The following is a 17,877-nucleotide window of genomic DNA, read 5'->3' as shown; positions in this document are numbered from 1 at the left end:
CGGCCCCTTGGGGAGCTCGTCGAGCAGCCACACCTGCCGTGGGTACTTGTAGGCCGCGATCCGTTCCTTGGTGAACGCGATGATGTCCTCCGGCGTCGCCGTCGACCCCTCGCGCAGCGCGACACCGGCGCCGACCTGCTCGCCGAGCAGGTCGTCCGGGACGGCCACGACGGCGACCTCGAGGACGTCGGGGTGCTGGTAGATGACCTCCTCGACCTCGCGCGGGTACACGTTCATGCCACCGCGCAGGATCATGTCCTTCTTGCGGTCGACGATCGTGAAGTAGCCCTCGTCGTCCTGCGTCGCGAGGTCGCCGGTGCGGAACCAGCCGTCGGGGATGGCCTCGGCCGTCGCCTGCGGGTTGTCCCAGTAGCCCTTCATGACGTTGTCGCCGCGGATGGCGATCTCGCCGACCTCACCGCGCGCGACCTCGTTGCCGTCGAGGTCGACGACCCGCATCTCGCAGCCGGGGATCGCCAGGCCGATGGTGCCGGGCTTGCGCTCTCGGCCCGGCAGGTTGAACGACGCGACCGGTGACGTCTCGGACAGGCCGTAGCCCTCGAGGATGACGCAGCCGAACTTCTCCTCGAAGGCCTTCATCACCTCGAGCGGCATCGCCGACCCACCGGAGGCGCACGTCCGCAGCGAGGACGCGTCGAGGGAGTCGGAGTCCGGGTGGTTGAGGATCGCGGCATACATCGTCGGCACGCCCTGCATGACGGTGACCTTCTCGTCGCCGATGACCTTGATCGCGGCTGCCGGGTCGAACCGCGGGATGAGCGCGAGCGAGGCCCCGACGCGCACGGCGGCGTTGAGACCGACAACGAGCCCGAAGACGTGGAACAGGGGCAGGCAGCCCATGATGACGTCGTCGGGGGAGATCTCCTGGATGACCTCGGCGCAACGCATCGCGTTGAGGTTGATGTTGTCGTGGGTGAGCTCGGCGCCCTTGGGACGGCCGGTCGTGCCGGAGGTGTACAGGATGATCGCGGTGTCGTCACCCTCGCGCTCGGTGGGTTCGGCGATCGGGTCGCCGTCGGCGAGCACGCCCTCCACCGGCCCCATCGGGCCGCACTCGACAATGGTCGTGCCGGAGTTCGCGGCGCCCTTCGTGGCCTCTTCGACGAAGTCGGGCCAGACGAAGGCCACCTTCGCGCCCGAGTTGGTGAAGAAGAAGTCGATCTCGCCTGCCTTGAGGAGCGGGTTCATCGGGACAACGACGCCGCCGGCGAGGAGCGTGGCGAAGAAGGCGACGGGGAAGGCCGGCACGTTGGGCAGGATGAGCGCGACGCGGTCACCCGGCTCGATCCCGCTGGCGCGCAACGACCCCGCGAGCTTCGCGGCCAAGCCGTGCAGCTGCTCGTAGCTGATGTCCTGCCCGCCCATCTTGATCGCCGGACGCTCGGGCATCGAGGTGGCGGTACGGACGAGGTTGGACGAGAGGTTGGACTCTGCGCTGCCCATGGGTGGCTCCTTTGCCGTGACGGGGTCGCCGCCATTGTGGTCTGCCGCAGCGTCGCATGGGGAGTGCCCAGCCTGAAAGACTCCTGTGCGTGATCACCTCGGAGTCCTACCTCACCTTCTGCGACGACGCCCTCGACGGGTATGCCGCGATCGTGCGCGAGCTGGGCGACCCCCTCGTCAACGCGTCGGTCGCCTCGCTCGAGGGGTCGAACTCGGCGTTCGTCCTCGTGTCTCACGTCGTCGGCGTGATGGGCCGCTGGGGCCGCACGGTCAACCGCGGGATCCTCGTCCCGCGCGACCGGGACGGCGAGTTCACCGCCACCGGAACGGTCGCCGAGGCGCTGGCCCTGCTCGAGTCCGGCCGGGCCCGGCTCCACGAGGACGTCGGTGCCTGCGACGTCGGGGCGCCTCCGGTGAGCCCGCCCGTGGGGCGGGACGGCACGGCATACGCGACGCAGGGCGACGTCCTCCTGCACGTCTACGAGGAGCTCGCCCAGCACCTCGGGCAGCTCGAGGTGACCCGCGACGTGCTGCTCGCCGATGACGCGCGCGACTGACGTCCGGGTGGCGCGCGAACCCGCCGGCGACCACCCGAGCCGCGGTTAGGATCGACGATCATGACGACCACCGCGCCGATGGAGCCGGGGGCGGCCTTCCTCACCGTCAACGGCACGGCGATCCCGCTGGGGGGCGGCGCGACGCCGCACACGACGACCCTCGACTGGCTGCGCGACCGTGGCCTCACCGGGTCCAAGGAGGGGTGCGCCGAGGGCGAGTGCGGCGCGTGCGCGGTCCTCGTCGCGCGCCCGTCTGCTGACGGGACGGGCACCGACTGGGTGGCGCTCAACTCCTGCCTCGTGCCGGTCGCCGCCCTCGACGGCCAGGAGGTCGTCACCGTCGAAGGTCTCGGCGAACCCGGGCGGCTACACCCCGTCCAGCGGGAGCTGGCGGAGCGGGGTGGCTCCCAGTGCGGCTACTGCACACCGGGGTTCGTCTGCGCGATGGCCGCGGAGTTCTACCGTCCCGGTCGCTCGCGGGCCGAGGGCGAGGTGAGTGCGACGGCGGAGGGCGACGGCTCCTGCGGCCCCAACGGCTTCGACCTCCACGCGATCTCGGGCAATCTCTGCCGCTGCACGGGCTACCGGCCGATCCGCGACGCGGCCTGGGCCCTCGGCGCGCCCGTCGAGTCCGACCCGCTCGCCGAGAGGCGGCGGACCGCGCCCACCCCCGCCCGACCCACCCGTCTGCAGGCCGACGGTGCGGAGCTCGTCCGCCCTGCCGACCTGACCGAGGCGCTGGACCTCCTCGCGGTGCGCCCGGACGCGGTGCTCCTCGCGGGTGCCACGGACCTCGGAGTCGACGTCAACCTCAAGGGCGCACGGCCGCCGCTGCTCGTCGCCGTCGACCGGCTGCCCGAGCTGCGCGGTCTCGACGTCGGCGACGACGAGGTCCGGATCGGCGCCGGTCTGACGCTCACCGAGGTCGAGCGCGGGCTCGCCGGTCGGGTGCCGCTGCTCGCGGAGCTCTTCCCGCAGTTCGCCTCACCGCTCATCCGCAACGGCGCCACGCTCGGCGGCAACCTCGGCACCGCGTCGCCCATCGGCGACGCCGCGCCGGCCCTCCTCGCCCTCGAGGCGGCGCTCGTGCTCACGAGCACCGCGGGGGAGCGAGTCGTGCCTCTCGCGGACTACTTCACCGGCTACCGCGAGAGCGTCCGCCGACCTGTCGAGCTGATCCGCGAGGTGCGGATCCCGTTGCCCCTGGCGGGGACCAGCGCTTTCCACAAGGTCGCCAAGCGTCGCGTCGACGACATCTCCAGCGTCGCGGTCGCGTTCGCCCTCGACGTCGTCGAGGGGACGGTCGAGCGTGTGCGGATCGGTCTCGGCGGCGTGGCTCCCACGCCGCTGCGGGCCCTGCGCACGGAGGAGGCACTCACCGGCAAGCCATGGACGCGCGCGACCGTCGATGCCGCCGCCGCCGTCCTCGCCACCGAGGGCACACCGCTCTCGGACCACCGCGCGAGCGCCCGCTACCGCAGCGCGATGCTCGGACAGTCGCTCCTGCGGTTGTATGCCGGCCGGTCCCGGGACGCGGGGGCGCGGCCGTGAGCCGCCTCTCGCAGCGACCCGACGGCGCGGTCGTCGGGCGTGCACTGCCGCACGAGTCGGCAGAGCTCCACGTCACCGGCCGCGCGCTCTACACCGACGACCTGCACCCCAGGGCCAAGGACGTGCTGCACGCGTGGCCGGTGCAGGCCCCGCACGCGCACGCCCTCGTCACCGGGCTGCGGGTCGCACCCGCACTCACGGTGCCCGGCGTCGTCCGCGTGCTCACCGCCGACGACGTGCCGGGCACGAACGACGCCGGCATCAAGGGCGACGAGCCGCTCTTCCCGAGCGAGGTGTGCTTCCACGGGCACGCCGTCTGCTGGGTGCTCGGCGAGAGTGCCGAGGCCGCGCGACGTGGGGCCCTCGCAGTCGAGGTCGACTACGACGTGCTCCCCTCGACCCTCACCCTTGCCGAGGCCATCGCCGCCGAGAGCTTCCAGGGCGCACAACCGACGGTGCAGCGTGGCGACGCGCAGGCAGCACTCGAGGGGGCGGCGCACGTCTTCCACGGCGAGACCGAGATGGCGGGGCAGGAGCACTTCTACCTCGAGACCCACGCCTCCTTCGCGCGCGTCGAGGACGACGGGCGGGTCTTCGTCGAGAGCAGCACCCAGCACCCGACCGAGACACAGGAGATCGTCGCCCACGTGCTCGGGCTGCAGAGCTCCGAGGTCACCGTGCAGTGCCTGCGGATGGGTGGCGGGTTCGGCGGCAAGGAAATGCAGCCGCACGGGTTCGCGGCCGTCGCGGCGCTCGGCGCCCGGCTCACCGGACGGCCGGTCCGCCTCCGGCTCAACCGGACCCAGGACCTCACGATGTCGGGCAAGCGCCACGGGTTCCACGCCCGCTGGCGGGTCGGCTTCGACGACGAGGGCCACCTCGTCGCGCTCGAGGCCACGCTCACGTCCGACGGAGGGTGGAGCCTCGACCTCTCCGAGCCGGTACTCGCCCGGGCGCTGTGCCACGTCGACAACGCCTACTGGATCCCCGACATCCGGGTCACCGGACGGGTGGCCCGCACCCACAAGACGTCGCAGACCGCCTTCCGCGGCTTCGGCGGACCGCAGGGGATGCTCGTCATCGAGGACGTCCTCGGCCGGTGCGCGCCGCTGCTCGGCATCGAGGCGCACCAGCTGCGGCGCCGCAACTTCTACGCCGACGGCCAGACCACCCACTACGGCCAGGTCATCACCCAGGCCGACCGCCTCGAACGGGCGTGGGAGCAGGTGGGCGTCGAGGCCGACCTCGAGCGGCGGCGTGCAGAACTGGCGGAGTTCAATGCCACCCACGAGGACGCGAGGAGAGGGCTCGCCGTCACCCCGGTGAAGTTCGGGATCTCGTTCAACCTCACCGCCTTCAACCAGGCGGGCGCCCTCGTCCACGTCTACAAGGACGGGTCGGTCCTCGTGAACCACGGTGGCACCGAGATGGGCCAGGGCCTGCACACGAAGATGCTCCAGGTGGCGGCGACGACACTGGGTGTGCCGCTGCGCACGGTGCGGCTCGCGCCGACGCGCACGGACAAGGTGCCGAACACGTCGGCGACCGCGGCGTCGTCGGGTGCCGACCTCAACGGTGGTGCGGTCAAGGACGCGTGCGAGCAGATCCTCGGACGGCTCGCCGTCGTCGCGGGGGATCGGCTCGGGGTGCCTGCCGAGGACATCACCGTGGTCGACGGAGTCGTGTCAGGGGCGGGGACCGGCGAGACGCTCAGCTGGGCCGACCTCGTGCACACGGCCTACTTCGCCCGGGTCCAGCTCTCCGCCGCCGGCTACTACCGGACCGAGGGGCTGCACTGGGACTCGAGTGTCATGCAGGGCAGCCCGTTCAAGTACTTCGCGCACGGGGTCGCCGCCACCGAGGTCGAGGTCGACGCCTTCACGGGGATGCACCGCACGCTGCGGGTCGACATCGTCCACGACGTCGGCGACAGCCTCTCGCCGCTGGTCGACATCGGCCAGATCGAGGGCGGCTTCGTCCAGGGTGCTGGCTGGCTCACCCTCGAGGACCTGCGCTGGGACACCGGTGAGGGCGAGCAGCGCGGCCGCCTCGCGACGGCGTCGGCGAGCACCTACAAGCTGCCGAGCATCGCCGACCTCCCGGAGGTGCTGAATGTCGCGCTGCTCGAGCGCGCGCACGAGGAAGGAGCGGTCTATGGCTCCAAGGCCGTCGGTGAGCCGCCGCTCATGCTCGCGCTGTCGGTGAGGGAGGCGCTGCGTCAGGCATGTGCGGCCTTCGGGCCCATGGGGACCAGCGTCGACCTCCCGAGCCCGGCCACGCCCGAGGCGGTCTTCTGGGCGCTGCAGCAGGCCCGTGCCGGTGCCGAGCCCGACGGCGACGTCGACCCCGGCGCCGGCCCCACTCCACCGCAGCCCGACCCGGACGCGCCCCTCCGGCGCCCCGAGTCCGAGGCCGCCGTCGACGACCTCGCGCAGGCCTGACCGTGCGCTGGTTACGAGCCCTCGAGCAGCTCCGGACGAGCCGGGAGCCGGGCGTCCTCGTCACCGTGACCTCGGTGCGGGGCCATGCCCCACGCGAGGCCGGGGCCAAGATGGTCGTCGGCCGGGAGCGGTCCTGGGACACCATCGGCGGCGGCAACCTCGAGGCCGTCGCCGTCGCCCGGGCCAAAGAGATGCTGGCCGAGGGCCGGCTGGTCCCCGAGTCGTTCACGTCGTCGCTGTCCGACAGGGCGCCGTTCGAGCACGGCATGCAGTGCTGCGGCGGTGAGGTGAGCGTCTTGCTCGAGCCGGTGGCCGTCCCTCCCGTGGTCGCCATCTTCGGCATGGGTCATGTGGGCCACGAGCTCGCGCGCATCCTGGCCCGCCACGACCTCGACCTGCATCTCGTCGACACCCGCCCCGAGGCCCTCACCGACGAGGCGCTCGCGCCGCTGGCCGACGCCGACGCACGCGTCCAGGTGCATCGGGTCCCGGTGCTGCCCGAGCTCGTCCTCGGCGGTCTGCCAGCCGGTGCTCACGTCCTCGTCATGACGCACGACCACGCCGAGGACGCCGCCCTCGTCGATGCGGCCCTGCGCACCGCGGGCCTCGGCGACATCGGGCTCATCGGGTCCCGGGCCAAGTGGGCCCGGCTGCGGCACCGGCTCGAGAGCGAGGGCGGCTTCGGCGAGGACGACCTCGCCCGCGTCACGACACCCATCGGGCTGCCCGGCCTCGTCGGCAAGGAGCCCGCGACCATCGCCGTGGGGGTCGCCGCCGACCTCCTCCTCCGGTGGAGCCCGGACCGGGTCCCGGTGAACGAGGAGCCGCGGCTCCCACTGAGCGGTCCGGGAGACGAAGGTATGCCGGCCACCCGGCATACGTTCGGAGAACCCTGAGCTCTGTCCAAGGTTTGTCCAGGGTTTCGACCTAGCATGGTCGTGTGCCCACCACCTGCACCTCAGCCACGCTGGCGACGCTCGACGAGGTTCGAGACGCCCCCTCGATCCTCCATGCGCTCGAGCTGGTCGACGAGGTCTCGCGGGCCGCTGCCGGAGACGGCGACGCGGCACTGCCGGCCCTCGCCGAGGCCATCGACGACGACACCGACCAAGTGACCGCGATCGTCGCCGTCCACGCGGCGGCCGCCGGGGGCGCCGTGACCGCGGGCGCGCTCGTGGTGCGGCTGCTGAGCTCGCCCGTGGCCCATCTGCGCGAGCACGCCGCGTGGGCCCTGCGCTCGAGCACACCCTTCCTCGAGGCCGTGGAGCCGCTGAGGGCGATGCAGCGACAGGGTGGCTTCGCAGGGGTGCTCGCCGAGTCCACGCTCGAGGCCTGGGGGTTCGGCGAGACCGAGGACGACGAGTTCGGGGACGTGCGGGAGGGCGACGACGCCGCCGCGGGTGCCCCGCGCCCCGACGTCGAGCGGTCGGGCCTGACCATCGCCCAGCTCTTCCTGCACGCCGACGTCGACGGCAGCCTGCTGCAGAGCGGCAAGGGGGACACGGGTGGCATCGCGACGCTGCTCGTGCACCTCGGAGACGCCCTCGTCTCGGACCCGAGGGTCGAGCGCGTGCTGACGCTCTCGCGCCGGCACGGTCGGGGCACGGAGGCGTCGGGCGACGTCTCGGCGCCCGGCCACCACTACGTCGGGCTCGCGCTGCCCGGGCCCGTCCGTTCCGCCGCCGATGCCTGGCCGCTGCACGGAGCCGTCCGACGCAGCCTGCGCCGGGCGCTGCGGTCGGCGGGTCCGGTCGACGTGCTGCACCTGCGGATGGCAGACGTCGGCTCGTGGGCCGCGGCCGAGGTGGCGGTCGAGCTCGGCATCCCCACCGTGCTCACGCTGGCCCCCGACCCGCACGCGCTCATCGCGGCCCGCGAGGCGTCGGGGTCCCTCACTCGCGCCACGTTCGGTGCCGCCGACCACGTCGAGCACCTCGTGTTCCGGGTTCGGCTCCTGCGTGACCTCGCTGCCGGGGCCGACGCCCTCGTTGCCTTCCCCCGACCCCGCTTCGAGCACGACCTGCGCACGCTGCTCCACATCGACCCGGAGGAGCAGTCGGTCGTCATCGTCCCGGAGGGGATCGACCTCGACCCGCTGGACCGCGCCGCCGCAGAGGTGGCCGCAGCCGCGGGTGCGTCGGCGGGGGAGGCCGGAGGACCGGTGCGCCGGGCGCTCGCCGAGCTCGACGACCTCCTCGAGCAGCTCCCGCCCGAGCGCCGTGACCTGCCACTCGCGGTCACCGTGGGTCGGCTGCACCGCGTCAAGGGGATGGCGACGCTCGTCGAGGCGTGGTCGGACGGCCCCGTCCGGGACCGCTGCAACCTGCTCGTCGTCGGCGGCGACCTCGCCGACCCGTCCGCGGACGAGGGCGAGCAGCTGGCGCGGATCGACGCCGTCCTGCCCCGTGACCTGGCCGCCGGGAACGGACTGCTCCTCGCGGGCCACCGGCCCAACGGCGTGGTCGCCGCGTGGCTCGCGGCCGTGGGCGTCGGACGGCCCGGTCTGAGTGCGCCCGGTGGGGTCTACGTGTCGGCCAGCCTCAAGGAGGAGTTCGGCATCGCGATCCTCGAGGCGATGGCCACGGGACTGGTCGTCGTGGCGCCCGACGAGGGCGGTCCGGCGACCTACGTCGAGGACGGAGTGACCGGGCTGCTCGTCGACACGACGTCGAGGGCGCTGCTGGCAGACGCGGTGGCCTCCGCGCTCGACCTCGCTTCCTCACCCGACTCCTCCGTGCGCGCAGAGAAGGCGCGGGACGCCGTGGCCAGGGACTTCGGAATCGCCACCATGGCCTCGTCGCTCGTTGAGGTCTATGCGAAGGTCGCGCGGTGACCCTGCTCGTCATCAGCCCCGACTACGCCTCGCACCTGCTGCCGCTCGCGACGCTCGCTACGGCATGGGCGGACGCGGGGGAGCGCGTCGTCGTCGCCACCGGGCCCGCGACGGACGCGATCGTGGGCCGGTTCGGGTTCGAGCGCGAGGATCTCCGCCTCGGCCGTGGGTCGAACCCCGGCGTGATCCGGGCAGAGGACCAGCCGCGCGGTGAGGACGACGCCCTCCGCGGGTTCTTCGAGGCCACGCGTCGAGGCGCCGTGCCGACCCTCACCTTCCAGGCGGACGCCCGTGGCAACGACCTCCTGTGGGAGCCCCTGCGGGTGGCCCGCGAAGTCCGCGACGTCGTCGATCGCGTCCGCCCCGACCACGTCCTCGTCGACCACCTCGCCTTCGGCGCGCGTCTGGGGCTGACGGGCACCGGGCTGAGCCACGCGGACGTCGTCCTCGGGCATCCTTCGGCGCTCACGGTGGGCGACGAGGTCTACGGCCTTCCGCCGGCGTGGCCGAGCCGGCTGGAGCAGGACCCCGCCGCCCTCGCCCACCTCCGGCGCCGGTGCGAGGTGGTGCGCGACGCGTTCACCGACCAGTGGAACGCCGTCCTGTCGGCGCTCGACCCGTCCGCGGCGGCCAGCGAGGACGCGTTCGCCGAGACCGGTGACGTGCTGCTCCTCAACTACCCCGCTGAGCTCCACCCGCCGGAGCGCACGGCCCTCCTGCCACGGCACGCCTTTCTCGGCTCGTCGGTGCGGACCGAGGAGCCCGACGCGGAGGTCGACGAGTGGCTCGCCGCGGATGGGGCGCCGGTGGTCTACGTGAGCCTGGGCAGCTTCCTCTCGGTGCGCTCGGACGTCCTGGCGCGCGTCGCCGAGGCGCTTGCGGGCCTCGACGTCCGGGTCGCGCTGGCCTCCGGCTCGACGTCCCCTGAGGAACTCGGGCCGGTCCCGGCGTCGTGGCTCGTGCGGCCCGAGCTGCCCCAGGTGACGCTGCTCGACCATGCGGCGCTCGCCGTGTCGCACGGCGGCAACAACAGCGTCACCGAGGCCCTTTCGGCCGGCGTGCCGATGCTCCTGCTGCCGTTCTCCACCGACCAGTTCGCGGGCGCCGCCGCTGTGGAGGCCGGCGGTGTGGGGGAGGCCCTCGACCCCAACACCGCTTCACCGGAGGAGCTGCGGGTGGTCGCCAGCGAACTGCTGGTGCCCGAGCGCCGGGCGCGCCTGACCGCCTTGTCCGCGGACCTCCAACGCGTGCCGGGCCCTCTACGGGCGCGACGAGCCCTGCTGGAGACCGGACCGGATCTCATCACTTCGAGGCACTGACCGAGTGGCCCGTGCGGCACTAGCGGCCGCCGCGGACGTCCTCTACGCCACGACGTCCGCCGGGGCGCTTTACCAGGTGACGATCCCGACGACCGCGGCCTTCGCGCCCCGCCTCACCCTCGTCCGTGCGGCGACGTGGACCTTCGACCAGCTCGCCTCGGTCCCGTGCGGCAGCCGCTTCGCGCTCATGGGCCTGAGGACGGCGAAGGACCACGGGGCGATCTACCGCGTCGACTCGTTCGCCGGGACCTCGAGCGTCATCCGTGGCGCCGGGAGCCTGGGACCGACGTGGACGTCCGCGCACACGACCGGCGCGTGGGACACGCTGCGGGGGCCGAACCGCCGCTGACGACCGGCGCGCTGGACGGTGCGCTGACCTGTCGCCGCGGCGCGGGCGGTCGATGTCCGCGGTCTGCGGCAGGATGAGCGGGTGAGCGAGAGCGACCTTCCCGTGGAGTCCGAGTCCGCCGTCGAGCCAGTCGCGCAGGCACCCGAGGAGGTCCGGCACGAGTGGACCGACCTCGCGGAGCAGGCGACGGCCCACCAGTTCGCCTACCACGTCAAGGACTCACCCACGGTGAGCGACGGCGAGTACGACCGGCTCATGAAGCGGCTCAACGCCATCGAGGACGCGTACCCCTCGCTCCGCACTCCGGAGAGCCCGACCCAGACCGTCGGCGGTGCGATCTTCTCGACCGACTTCCAGGCCGTCGACCACCTCGAGCGGATGCTCAGCCTCGACAACGCCTTCTCGCCGGAGGAGATGCTCGAGTGGAACGCGCGCGTCACGCGTGACGCCGGTGCGGGCTTCCACTACCTGTGCGAGCTCAAGATCGACGGCCTCGCCGTCAACCTCCTCTACGAGAAGGGCCGGCTCGTGCGCGCGCTCACGCGCGGCGACGGCCGCACGGGCGAGGACGTGACGCTCAACGTCCGCACGGTGCACGGCATACCCACCGAGCTGGCAGGCACCACGAAGCACCCGGTGCCCGACCTCGTCGAGGTGCGCGGCGAGGTCTACTTCCCGATCGAGGCGTTCGGCGAGCTCAACGCCCAGCTCGTCGCGGCCGGCAAGCCGCCCTATGCCAACCCGCGCAACACGGCGGCAGGGTCGTTGCGCCAGAAGGACCCTCGCGTCACCGCGACCCGTCAGCTGCGGATGCTCGTCCACGGTCTCGGACGTCGTGAAGGCTTCGATCTCTCACGCCAGAGCGAGGCGTATGCCGCCCTCGAAGCGTGGGGTATGCCGGTCTCGACCCACTTCCGGGTCGTCGACACGATCGACGAGGTCAACGCCTTCATCGTCTCGACCGGGGAGCACCGTCACGACGTCGAGCACGAGATCGACGGCGTCGTCGTCAAGGTCGACGAGATCTCGGTGCAGCGCCAGCTCGGCGCCACCTCGCGCGCGCCCCGGTGGGCGATCGCCTACAAGTACCCGCCCGAGGAGGTCAACACCAAGCTCCTCGACATCCAGGTCAACGTCGGGCGCACCGGCCGGGTGACGCCGTTCGGTGTCATGGAGCCCGTGCTCGTCGCCGGGTCGACGGTCGAGCGGGCCACGCTGCACAACGCCACCGAGGTCGTCCGCAAGGGCGTGCTCATCGGCGACACCATCGTGCTGCGCAAGGCCGGCGACGTCATCCCCGAGATCCTCGGCCCGGTCGTCGACCTGCGCGACGGCAGCGAGCGCCCGTTCGAGATGCCGACCGAGTGCCCCGCCTGCGGCACGACGCTCGCGCCCGAGAAGGAGGGCGACAAGGACATCCGCTGCCCCAACAGCCGGACCTGCCCGGCGCAGCTGCGCGAGCGCCTCTCCGGGCTCGCCGGTCGCGGTGCGTTCGACATCGAGGCGCTGGGATGGGAGGGGTCGGTCGCCTTGCTCGAGTCCGGCGTGCTCACCGACGAGTCGACCCTCTTCGGGCTCACCGCCGCGGACATCGCGCGGGTCCCGCTCTACACCCGGGCCGCGAAGAAGACCGACGCGCCGGAGTCGGTCGTCGAGGGCCGGGTGCTCTCCGCGAACGGCGCCAAGCTCGTCGCCAACCTCGAGTCGGCGCGGAGCCAGCCGTTGTGGCGGGTCCTCGTCGGTCTCTCGATCCGCCACGTGGGCCCGACGGCCGCGCGGGCCCTGGCCCAGCACTTCGGGTCGATGGCCGCGATCCGTGAGGCGAGCGTCGAGGAGCTGTCCGGCGTCGAGGGCGTCGGCGGGGTCATCGCCGAGTCGGTGCGCGACTGGTTCGACCGTGAGGGCAACGAGTGGCACTGCGCGATCGTCGACCAGTGGGCCGCCGACGGCGTCCGGATGGAGGACGAGCGCGACGAGTCGGTCGAGCAGACCCTGGCCGGGCTGACCGTCGTCGTCACCGGTTCGCTCGAGGGCTTCAGCCGTGACGAGGCCAAGGAGGCCATCCTCAGCCGCGGCGGCAAGGCGTCGGGTTCGGTCTCCAAGAAGACCGACTACGTCGTCGTCGGGCCCGGGGCCGGGTCCAAGGAGGACAAGGCGCGCGAGCTCGGGCTGACCATCCTCGACGAGGCCGGCTTCGTCACCCTGCTCGAGTCTGGCGCGGCGGAGGCGGCCGAGGGGGCCGAGCCGGACGCCTGAACGACGGAGTCGACGGACCCACCGGGCGGCTGACCGTCGATCTCGCATCAGCAGAGCGAGGAACCGTCAGATCGGGCTGACGGTTCCTCGCCACCGCACGAGCGCGCGAGGGAGGCCGTTAGCGGTGCCCGGCGTGATCCACCGAGCCCAGCTGGCGGTCCAGTGCTGCGTGGATCGCCTTGAGTGCGTCGTTGATGTTGTTCGGAGTGCCGTCGGCGAACGCATCCCGGATGATCTTCGACCACAGGTCGGGGTTCCTGGACAGGATGTGCGCGTAGTCCGGCTTGACGTTGATCTGCCGGATCCAGTCGTTGAGGGTCGTGCCCGGGAAGTTCGGGAGCTCGTCGTGCAGGACGTTGCGCCACCGCAGGTTGGGGTGGTTCGGGACGCTGTAGCGGTTGCCCAGGAAGCGCGGGATGTCGTTGAGGATGTCCTTGAGCGAGCTCACGAGCGAGTCGAGGTCGCGGACCGAGTTCTTCAGGCCCTTGATCTTGGGCAGGACCTCGGCGCACAGCGCCGAGACCCGGGTCGTGGCCTGGTGGATCACGAGCGGCGTGGCCGCGCCGAGAGTGATGACGAGCTCGGCGACGTAGCTGCAGATGGCACCGGCGATCTGGGCCAGGGCGTCACGGACGAGCCCGTGGACGAACCCCACGAGCACGCCGCAGATTTCGAAACCGACCGAGATCGCACCGGCACCCTTGCTCGCGAGGTCGAGCTTCTGGACCTGCTTGTCGACATGCTCGCGGTACGCCTCGACGTTCGGTCCGCTCATGCCCTCGAGCCGCGAGTTCGCGTTCTCGCGGAAGTCGTCGCGCACCGCGCCGACCTCGGTGGACACGTTCTGCCACGTCCCCGCGAAGGCCACCACGGCCTCCGGGTTGCCGGCCAGCTCGTCGAACCAGGTCTTGATCGGGTCGAGGTGGTCGATGATCCACCCGATCCCCGCGGCGAACAGGCTGCCGAGCGGGTCCATGACGGTCGCGTAGACGTCGAAGCCCACGGCGACGCCCGAGAGCGCGGCATCGACCCAGTTCTCGCCGGCGATCGCCTCGCAGTAGCTGGCACCGGAGTCGAGCAGGCCGGCGCCCGAGTGCCACGAGCGGTCGGACGGCTGGACGACCAGCGGGTTGTCGCTCATCGCTGGCCCGCGTTCGCGATCGTCGTCGACGCGTTGTCGTCGTCGCTGTTGTACTGGGTGACCGTGTTGTTGAGACCGATCATGGTCTCCTCCATGTCCATCGACAGGTTGCTCACCGCGTGCTGGCCAACCTTGGCGAAGCCGACGGCGAGCAGTGCCAGCGGGGCGTTGATGAGTCCGAAGGCGCTGGGGTCCAAGGAGGTCTGGCCGGCAGCGCTCGCGTTCGAGAGACGGTCGGCAAACGTGCCGACCCTGCGGCCGTGGCCGCTGATGTCCTCGGTGCGGACGTCGAAGTTGGTCAACGGAAGCTCCCCCTGCTGGTCGTCGAAGGTGGTGGTGCTGACGACAGGGTAGTGACCGGATCGACGCCCGGGCCATGGGGAGGACTCCCCATGACTCCCGCTAGGGTCGCAGCATGATCCGCGAGACTGACCTGACCGGCCTCGTGTGGGGGGCTCGGCTCTTCCTCGTCATCGTCAGCCTGCTTCTGCTCGCGATGTTCTTCTTCGTCCTGTGGCTGCTCGTCTGGCCGGTCATCACCGAGTTCTTCCGCGCACGGTCCGCGGGTGACATGTGGCTGCCCTTCCTTCCGAGGGAGGACGGCAGCTACGGACCGCTCGCGTCGAACCGGTGGTGGGCCCTGTTCCGGGCGCCGTCGCGCGGCTCCGCCGGTGACCTCGCGTGGAGGTGGACGGCCTGGGTGCTGACCTCGATCGGTCTCGTCGTCGGCATCTCGTCCGGTGTGTGGAACTTGGGCCGACTCCTCGTCCGGGGCTGGGTCTGAGCCGACCCGACGTCAGCGTCCGTCGTCGTCGGGGAGGACCTGACCGCGGGCGAAGCGGGTCTCGAGCGTGCTCCTCACCAGCCGGTCTTGGTCCGAGTCCTCACCGAACGCGTCGGCGCTGGTGCGCGCGATGAGTCGCGCCAGCTCCTCCTGCGCGGCAGCCAGCGCGGTGAGGATCCGCTGCGTCACGGCCTCGCCGCCCTCGGAGCAGGCGCTCGTCGCCACCTTGAGGTCGGTGAGCGCCCCGTTGCCGGAGACCGTGGCGGTCACGCCCTCGAACCGTCCCTCCGCGCTGAGCTGGTCGACCTGGGCGCGCCAGGCGAAGGCCGCACGTGCCTTGGCCACGGCCCGGTCGAGGTCACCCTGCGCCGGGACGTCTCCACCCAGTCCGCCCCCGAAGGCGTCGAAGGCGCTCACCACTGACCTCCCGGGTTGGCGGGACCGGTGACGGGCTCGTCCGGGTCGGGGGTGCGCACGTTGGCGGCGATCTCCCCGGTGACGGCCCTCGTCGTGGCCGAGTCCGCCCCGAACTGTGCCGCGGTGAGCTGCTGGGTCTGCTCGAGGACGTGCTCCTGCGCGGCGTGGACGGCGCTCTGGACCGCGAGCTCCACGACCCGCCCGCCGCGGGCGGCGGTGCTGTCGGCGACCGTGAGGCCGGTGACGATGCCGTCGAGGTTCACGGTCGCGCGCACGCGTCCCCGGTCGGCCGTCCCGGCACCCGTGAGCGCCATGACCTGTGCGCTCCAGGCGGCGCTGGTCTCGGCGCGGTGCTGTGCCGCCTGCACCTCGTCGTCGTAGCGGTGGTCGTCGGCCGTCCGGCCATCCCCTGGTGTCATGCCGAGCAGGCTAGCCGCCTCGGGGGGACGATCTGCGTGAGGACGCCCCGGAGCCGACGACTCGGTGGTGCGTCGGTGGTGCGTCCGTCCACACGACGGGCGTCGCGAACGTGGCACGATCGCGGCAGGGGCATCCTCGAGACCGCAGGTGATCGAGGTCCACGTGGACAGGAGGGGAGCGGTGAGCGAGACGCATCCTGACGCGAGACCCGCCGCGGTCGTGGTCCGGCCGCCGGACTGGGTCCGATGGCTCGGCCCGCCGCTGCTCGTGGGCGTTTGGCTGGTGTGCGCCTCACCGGTCGTCCTGGCCGTCCTCGAACGCGACTGGATGGCCCCGGTGCGCGACTCCGGGCTCGGTGCCGGGGGAGCGGTGGCGGGGTGGGTCATCGTGGGCGTGCTGCTCCTCGTCGTCCCGGCCGCCCTCAAGGTTCTCCTCGGCTATCGCGTCGTGCTCGATGCCGACGGCGTCGAGGCACCCTTCGGCCGGGGACGGTTCGACCTGTCGCAGATCGATGTGGTCCGGTGGGTCCCGCAGGGCGGTCCCGTCAACGCCGCGAACCGGCTCGAGCGCTTCGAGGTGCTCGCCGGAGACGCGGGGCTCGTCGCGCGGGTGGCTCGGGGTGAGGCGGACTGGGAGGCGACCCGGCTCGTGCTCCGGCACTGGGCGCAGCGCTCGCCCCACATCGTGCGCGACGAGCGGACCGCGGCGGCGCTCGCCGCGTCGCTGCCGAGGTGACCATGTCCAGCCGGCGGCCGGTGCTGTCGCGGGCGGGGTCGCGGGTGAGAGCATCGCGGCGTGACGAGCACTCCTGACCTTGCGCCGACCCGTCTCGCGCCGACGGGGGCGCTGCGCGCCTCGATCAACCTGGGCAACGCCGTCCTGACCAACGGCTCGGCCGACGACCCCGCCGGGATCACGGTCGACATCGCCCACGAGCTCGGACGACGGCTGGACGTGCCGGTGGAGCTCGTCCTCTGGGACGCGGCCCGCAAGTCGGTCGACGCCGTGCGTGACGGTGAGGCCGACGTCTGCTTCCTCGCCGTGGATCCCGTACGCGCCGAGGAGCTCGCCTTCTCGGCGCCCTACGTCCTCATCGAGGGCGCGTATGCCGTCCGCGACGGTTCCCCGTTGCGCTCGGCCCACGAGGTGGACCGGGACGGCATACGGATCGGGGTGAAGACCGGGTCGGCCTACGACCTGCACCTCACGCGCGAGATCAAGAACGCGGAGGTCGTACGCGGTTCGGACGGCGTCGAGGTGTTCGCCGAGGAGGAGCTCGAGGTGGCCGCCGGTGTGGCACAGCCGATCCAGGCCTACGTGGCAGCGAACCCGGGCCTGCGGGTGCTGGAGGGTGCGTTCATGCAGATCCCCCAGGCGGTCGCGATTTCACGACGTCATGACGACGACACCATCGCCTGGGTGGGTGCGGTCGTGGACGAGCTCGTCGAGTCCGGGTGGGTCGCCGAGGCGCTCGTCCGCCACGGCCACGAACCCGCGCTCGCCGCGTCGTCCGGGAGTCACTGAGCCAGCCGTCGTGCCGCCCGCGCACCGAGACTCGTGCCGATGTGCCGATGTGCCGACGCATGGCCGCGGTCGCCGTGTCGGTCGCCACGGCACACGGTGCGGTGGCGTGTTCAGGTCGGGAGGGATGATCCTGCGCCGGGAGCTGGCCCGAGGCTGACCTCGAGCTGGGCCACCGTCGCCTCGCGGGCCGCCAGCACGTGCTGCTCGGCCCGCGACCCGGCACCGGCGGCGTCGCCGGCGGCGATCGACTCGACGATGCCGCGGTGCTCGGCGAGGGCGGTCTCGCGGCGGTCGGGCGAGGCGTTGCTGAACCGGCGGTACCGAGCGAGCTGGCCCTCGATCTGCGCCAGAACCCTTGAGGCCCAGGCGTGGTCGGCGATGCGCTCGATCTCGACGTGGATCGCGTGGCCCGACTCCATCGCCCCCTCCGCGAGTCCGGCGAGCGCCTCGTTGCGCTGCAGCAGGGCAATGAGCCGGTTGACGTCGGCGGGCACGGCCCGCTCGGCCGCGGCGGAGGCGACGAGCCCTTCGAGACGTGCGCGCACGGCATACAGCTCGGCGGCATCGCGCGTCGAGAGGCGACGCACGACCATGCCGCCGGTCGGCAGCTGGTCGAGGAGGTCCTCGGCGAGCAGGAGGCGCAGCGCCTCGCGCAGGGGAGTGCGGCTCACGCCGAGCTCGTTGGCGAGCTCGGCCTCGTTGAGGCGGCGGCCGGGCTCGAGCCGCATGTCCTGGATCCGGTCGAGCAGCTCCTCGTAGACGAACTGGGCGCCGCTTCGGCGCCGGGGGCTCGTGGACATGAACGCATCCTGCCCCGCGCC

At 72.3% G+C, this 17,877-nt stretch carries 17 protein-coding genes; 11 read left to right on the top strand and 6 right to left on the bottom strand.

Annotation, left to right across the window (positions count from 1 at the left end; translation table 11 throughout):
• The coding region (locus ACSQ11_RS17755) for a long-chain-fatty-acid--CoA ligase (protein WP_436007986.1) at positions 1-1,464 on the bottom strand (1,464 nt) is incomplete at its 3' end.
• An 89-nt stretch (positions 1,465-1,553) separates the two neighbouring features.
• On the opposite strand from ACSQ11_RS17755, the gene ACSQ11_RS17750 reads away from it, so the two are divergent.
• From ACSQ11_RS17750 to ligA, 8 genes are all read left to right on the top strand, one after another.
• Positions 1,554-2,021, top strand: coding sequence for a mycothiol transferase (locus ACSQ11_RS17750; protein WP_436007984.1), 468 nt, complete (start codon positions 1,554-1,556; stop codon positions 2,019-2,021).
• Positions 2,022-2,081: 60 nt separating this feature from the next.
• Positions 2,082-3,572 (top strand): xanthine dehydrogenase small subunit, encoded by a 1,491-nt coding sequence (locus ACSQ11_RS17745; protein WP_436007982.1) that lies wholly within the window; start codon positions 2,082-2,084, stop codon positions 3,570-3,572.
• On the top strand, positions 3,569-6,013 hold the full coding sequence (gene xdhB, locus ACSQ11_RS17740; RefSeq protein WP_436007980.1) for a xanthine dehydrogenase molybdopterin binding subunit: 2,445 nt from the start codon (positions 3,569-3,571) through the stop codon (positions 6,011-6,013). The genes ACSQ11_RS17745 and xdhB overlap by 4 nt, the downstream gene beginning before the upstream one ends.
• Positions 6,014-6,015: 2 nt before the next feature.
• Positions 6,016-6,909, top strand: a complete 894-nt coding sequence (gene xdhC, locus ACSQ11_RS17735; RefSeq protein WP_436007978.1) for a xanthine dehydrogenase accessory protein XdhC — start codon at positions 6,016-6,018, stop codon at positions 6,907-6,909.
• Positions 6,910-6,953: 44 nt separating this feature from the next.
• On the top strand, positions 6,954-8,846 hold the full coding sequence (locus tag ACSQ11_RS17730; RefSeq protein ID WP_436007976.1) for a glycosyltransferase: 1,893 nt from the start codon (positions 6,954-6,956) through the stop codon (positions 8,844-8,846).
• Positions 8,843-10,165 carry a nucleotide disphospho-sugar-binding domain-containing protein gene (locus tag ACSQ11_RS17725; protein WP_436007974.1) on the top strand — a complete coding sequence of 441 codons (1,323 nt, stop codon included), beginning with the start codon at positions 8,843-8,845 and terminating at the stop codon, positions 10,163-10,165. The genes ACSQ11_RS17730 and ACSQ11_RS17725 overlap by 4 nt, the downstream gene beginning before the upstream one ends.
• Positions 10,166-10,169: 4 nt before the next feature.
• Positions 10,170-10,514: a hypothetical protein gene (locus tag ACSQ11_RS17720; protein ID WP_436007972.1), complete on the top strand. Its 345-nt coding sequence runs from the start codon at positions 10,170-10,172 to the stop codon at positions 10,512-10,514.
• A gap of 81 nt (positions 10,515-10,595) precedes the next feature.
• The gene (gene ligA / locus ACSQ11_RS17715) at positions 10,596-12,770 is read left to right on the top strand and encodes an NAD-dependent DNA ligase LigA (protein WP_436007970.1); all 2,175 of its coding nucleotides are present in this window, start codon (positions 10,596-10,598) and stop codon (positions 12,768-12,770) included.
• A 118-nt stretch (positions 12,771-12,888) separates the two neighbouring features.
• Here ligA and ACSQ11_RS17710 read toward each other — a convergent pair whose 3' ends face one another.
• Positions 12,889-13,911 (bottom strand): hypothetical protein, encoded by a 1,023-nt coding sequence (locus ACSQ11_RS17710; RefSeq protein ID WP_436007968.1) that lies wholly within the window; start codon positions 13,909-13,911, stop codon positions 12,889-12,891.
• Positions 13,908-14,213 carry a hypothetical protein gene (locus tag ACSQ11_RS17705; protein ID WP_436007966.1) on the bottom strand — a complete coding sequence of 102 codons (306 nt, stop codon included), beginning with the start codon at positions 14,211-14,213 and terminating at the stop codon, positions 13,908-13,910. The genes ACSQ11_RS17710 and ACSQ11_RS17705 overlap by 4 nt, the downstream gene beginning before the upstream one ends.
• Before the next feature lie 113 nt (positions 14,214-14,326).
• Here ACSQ11_RS17705 and ACSQ11_RS17700 point away from each other — a divergent pair, with 113 nt between their 5' ends.
• Complete coding sequence (locus tag ACSQ11_RS17700; protein ID WP_436007964.1) at positions 14,327-14,695, top strand: hypothetical protein; 369 nt, start codon at positions 14,327-14,329, stop codon at positions 14,693-14,695.
• Positions 14,696-14,707: 12 nt separating this feature from the next.
• On the opposite strand, the gene ACSQ11_RS17695 is transcribed toward ACSQ11_RS17700, so the two are convergent.
• Complete coding sequence (locus tag ACSQ11_RS17695) at positions 14,708-15,112, bottom strand: hypothetical protein (protein WP_436007962.1); 405 nt, start codon at positions 15,110-15,112, stop codon at positions 14,708-14,710.
• Positions 15,109-15,531 carry a hypothetical protein gene (locus ACSQ11_RS17690; protein WP_436007960.1) on the bottom strand — a complete coding sequence of 141 codons (423 nt, stop codon included), beginning with the start codon at positions 15,529-15,531 and terminating at the stop codon, positions 15,109-15,111. The genes ACSQ11_RS17695 and ACSQ11_RS17690 overlap by 4 nt, the downstream gene beginning before the upstream one ends.
• Before the next feature lie 181 nt (positions 15,532-15,712).
• On the opposite strand from ACSQ11_RS17690, the gene ACSQ11_RS17685 reads away from it, so the two are divergent.
• Together ACSQ11_RS17685 and ACSQ11_RS17680 are read left to right on the top strand one after the other, a co-directional pair.
• Positions 15,713-16,267, top strand: a complete 555-nt coding sequence (locus tag ACSQ11_RS17685) for a hypothetical protein (protein ID WP_436007958.1) — start codon at positions 15,713-15,715, stop codon at positions 16,265-16,267.
• A 60-nt stretch (positions 16,268-16,327) separates the two neighbouring features.
• Positions 16,328-17,056, top strand: a complete 729-nt coding sequence (locus tag ACSQ11_RS17680; protein ID WP_436007956.1) for a transporter substrate-binding domain-containing protein — start codon at positions 16,328-16,330, stop codon at positions 17,054-17,056.
• Positions 17,057-17,166: 110 nt separating this feature from the next.
• Here the strand turns inward: ACSQ11_RS17680 and ACSQ11_RS17675 are convergent, their stop codons facing one another.
• Positions 17,167-17,856, bottom strand: a complete 690-nt coding sequence (locus ACSQ11_RS17675) for a GntR family transcriptional regulator (protein WP_436007954.1) — start codon at positions 17,854-17,856, stop codon at positions 17,167-17,169.
• Positions 17,857-17,877 lie beyond the last annotated feature (21 nt).

Origin of the sequence: Knoellia sp. LjRoot47, assembly GCF_964253435.1 — a bacterium.
In the GTDB taxonomy this organism is placed as follows: Bacteria; Actinomycetota; Actinomycetes; order Actinomycetales; family Dermatophilaceae; genus Knoellia.
Note: the sequence above shows the minus strand (reverse complement) of the source record. Positions and strands in the feature narration are given on the sequence as shown.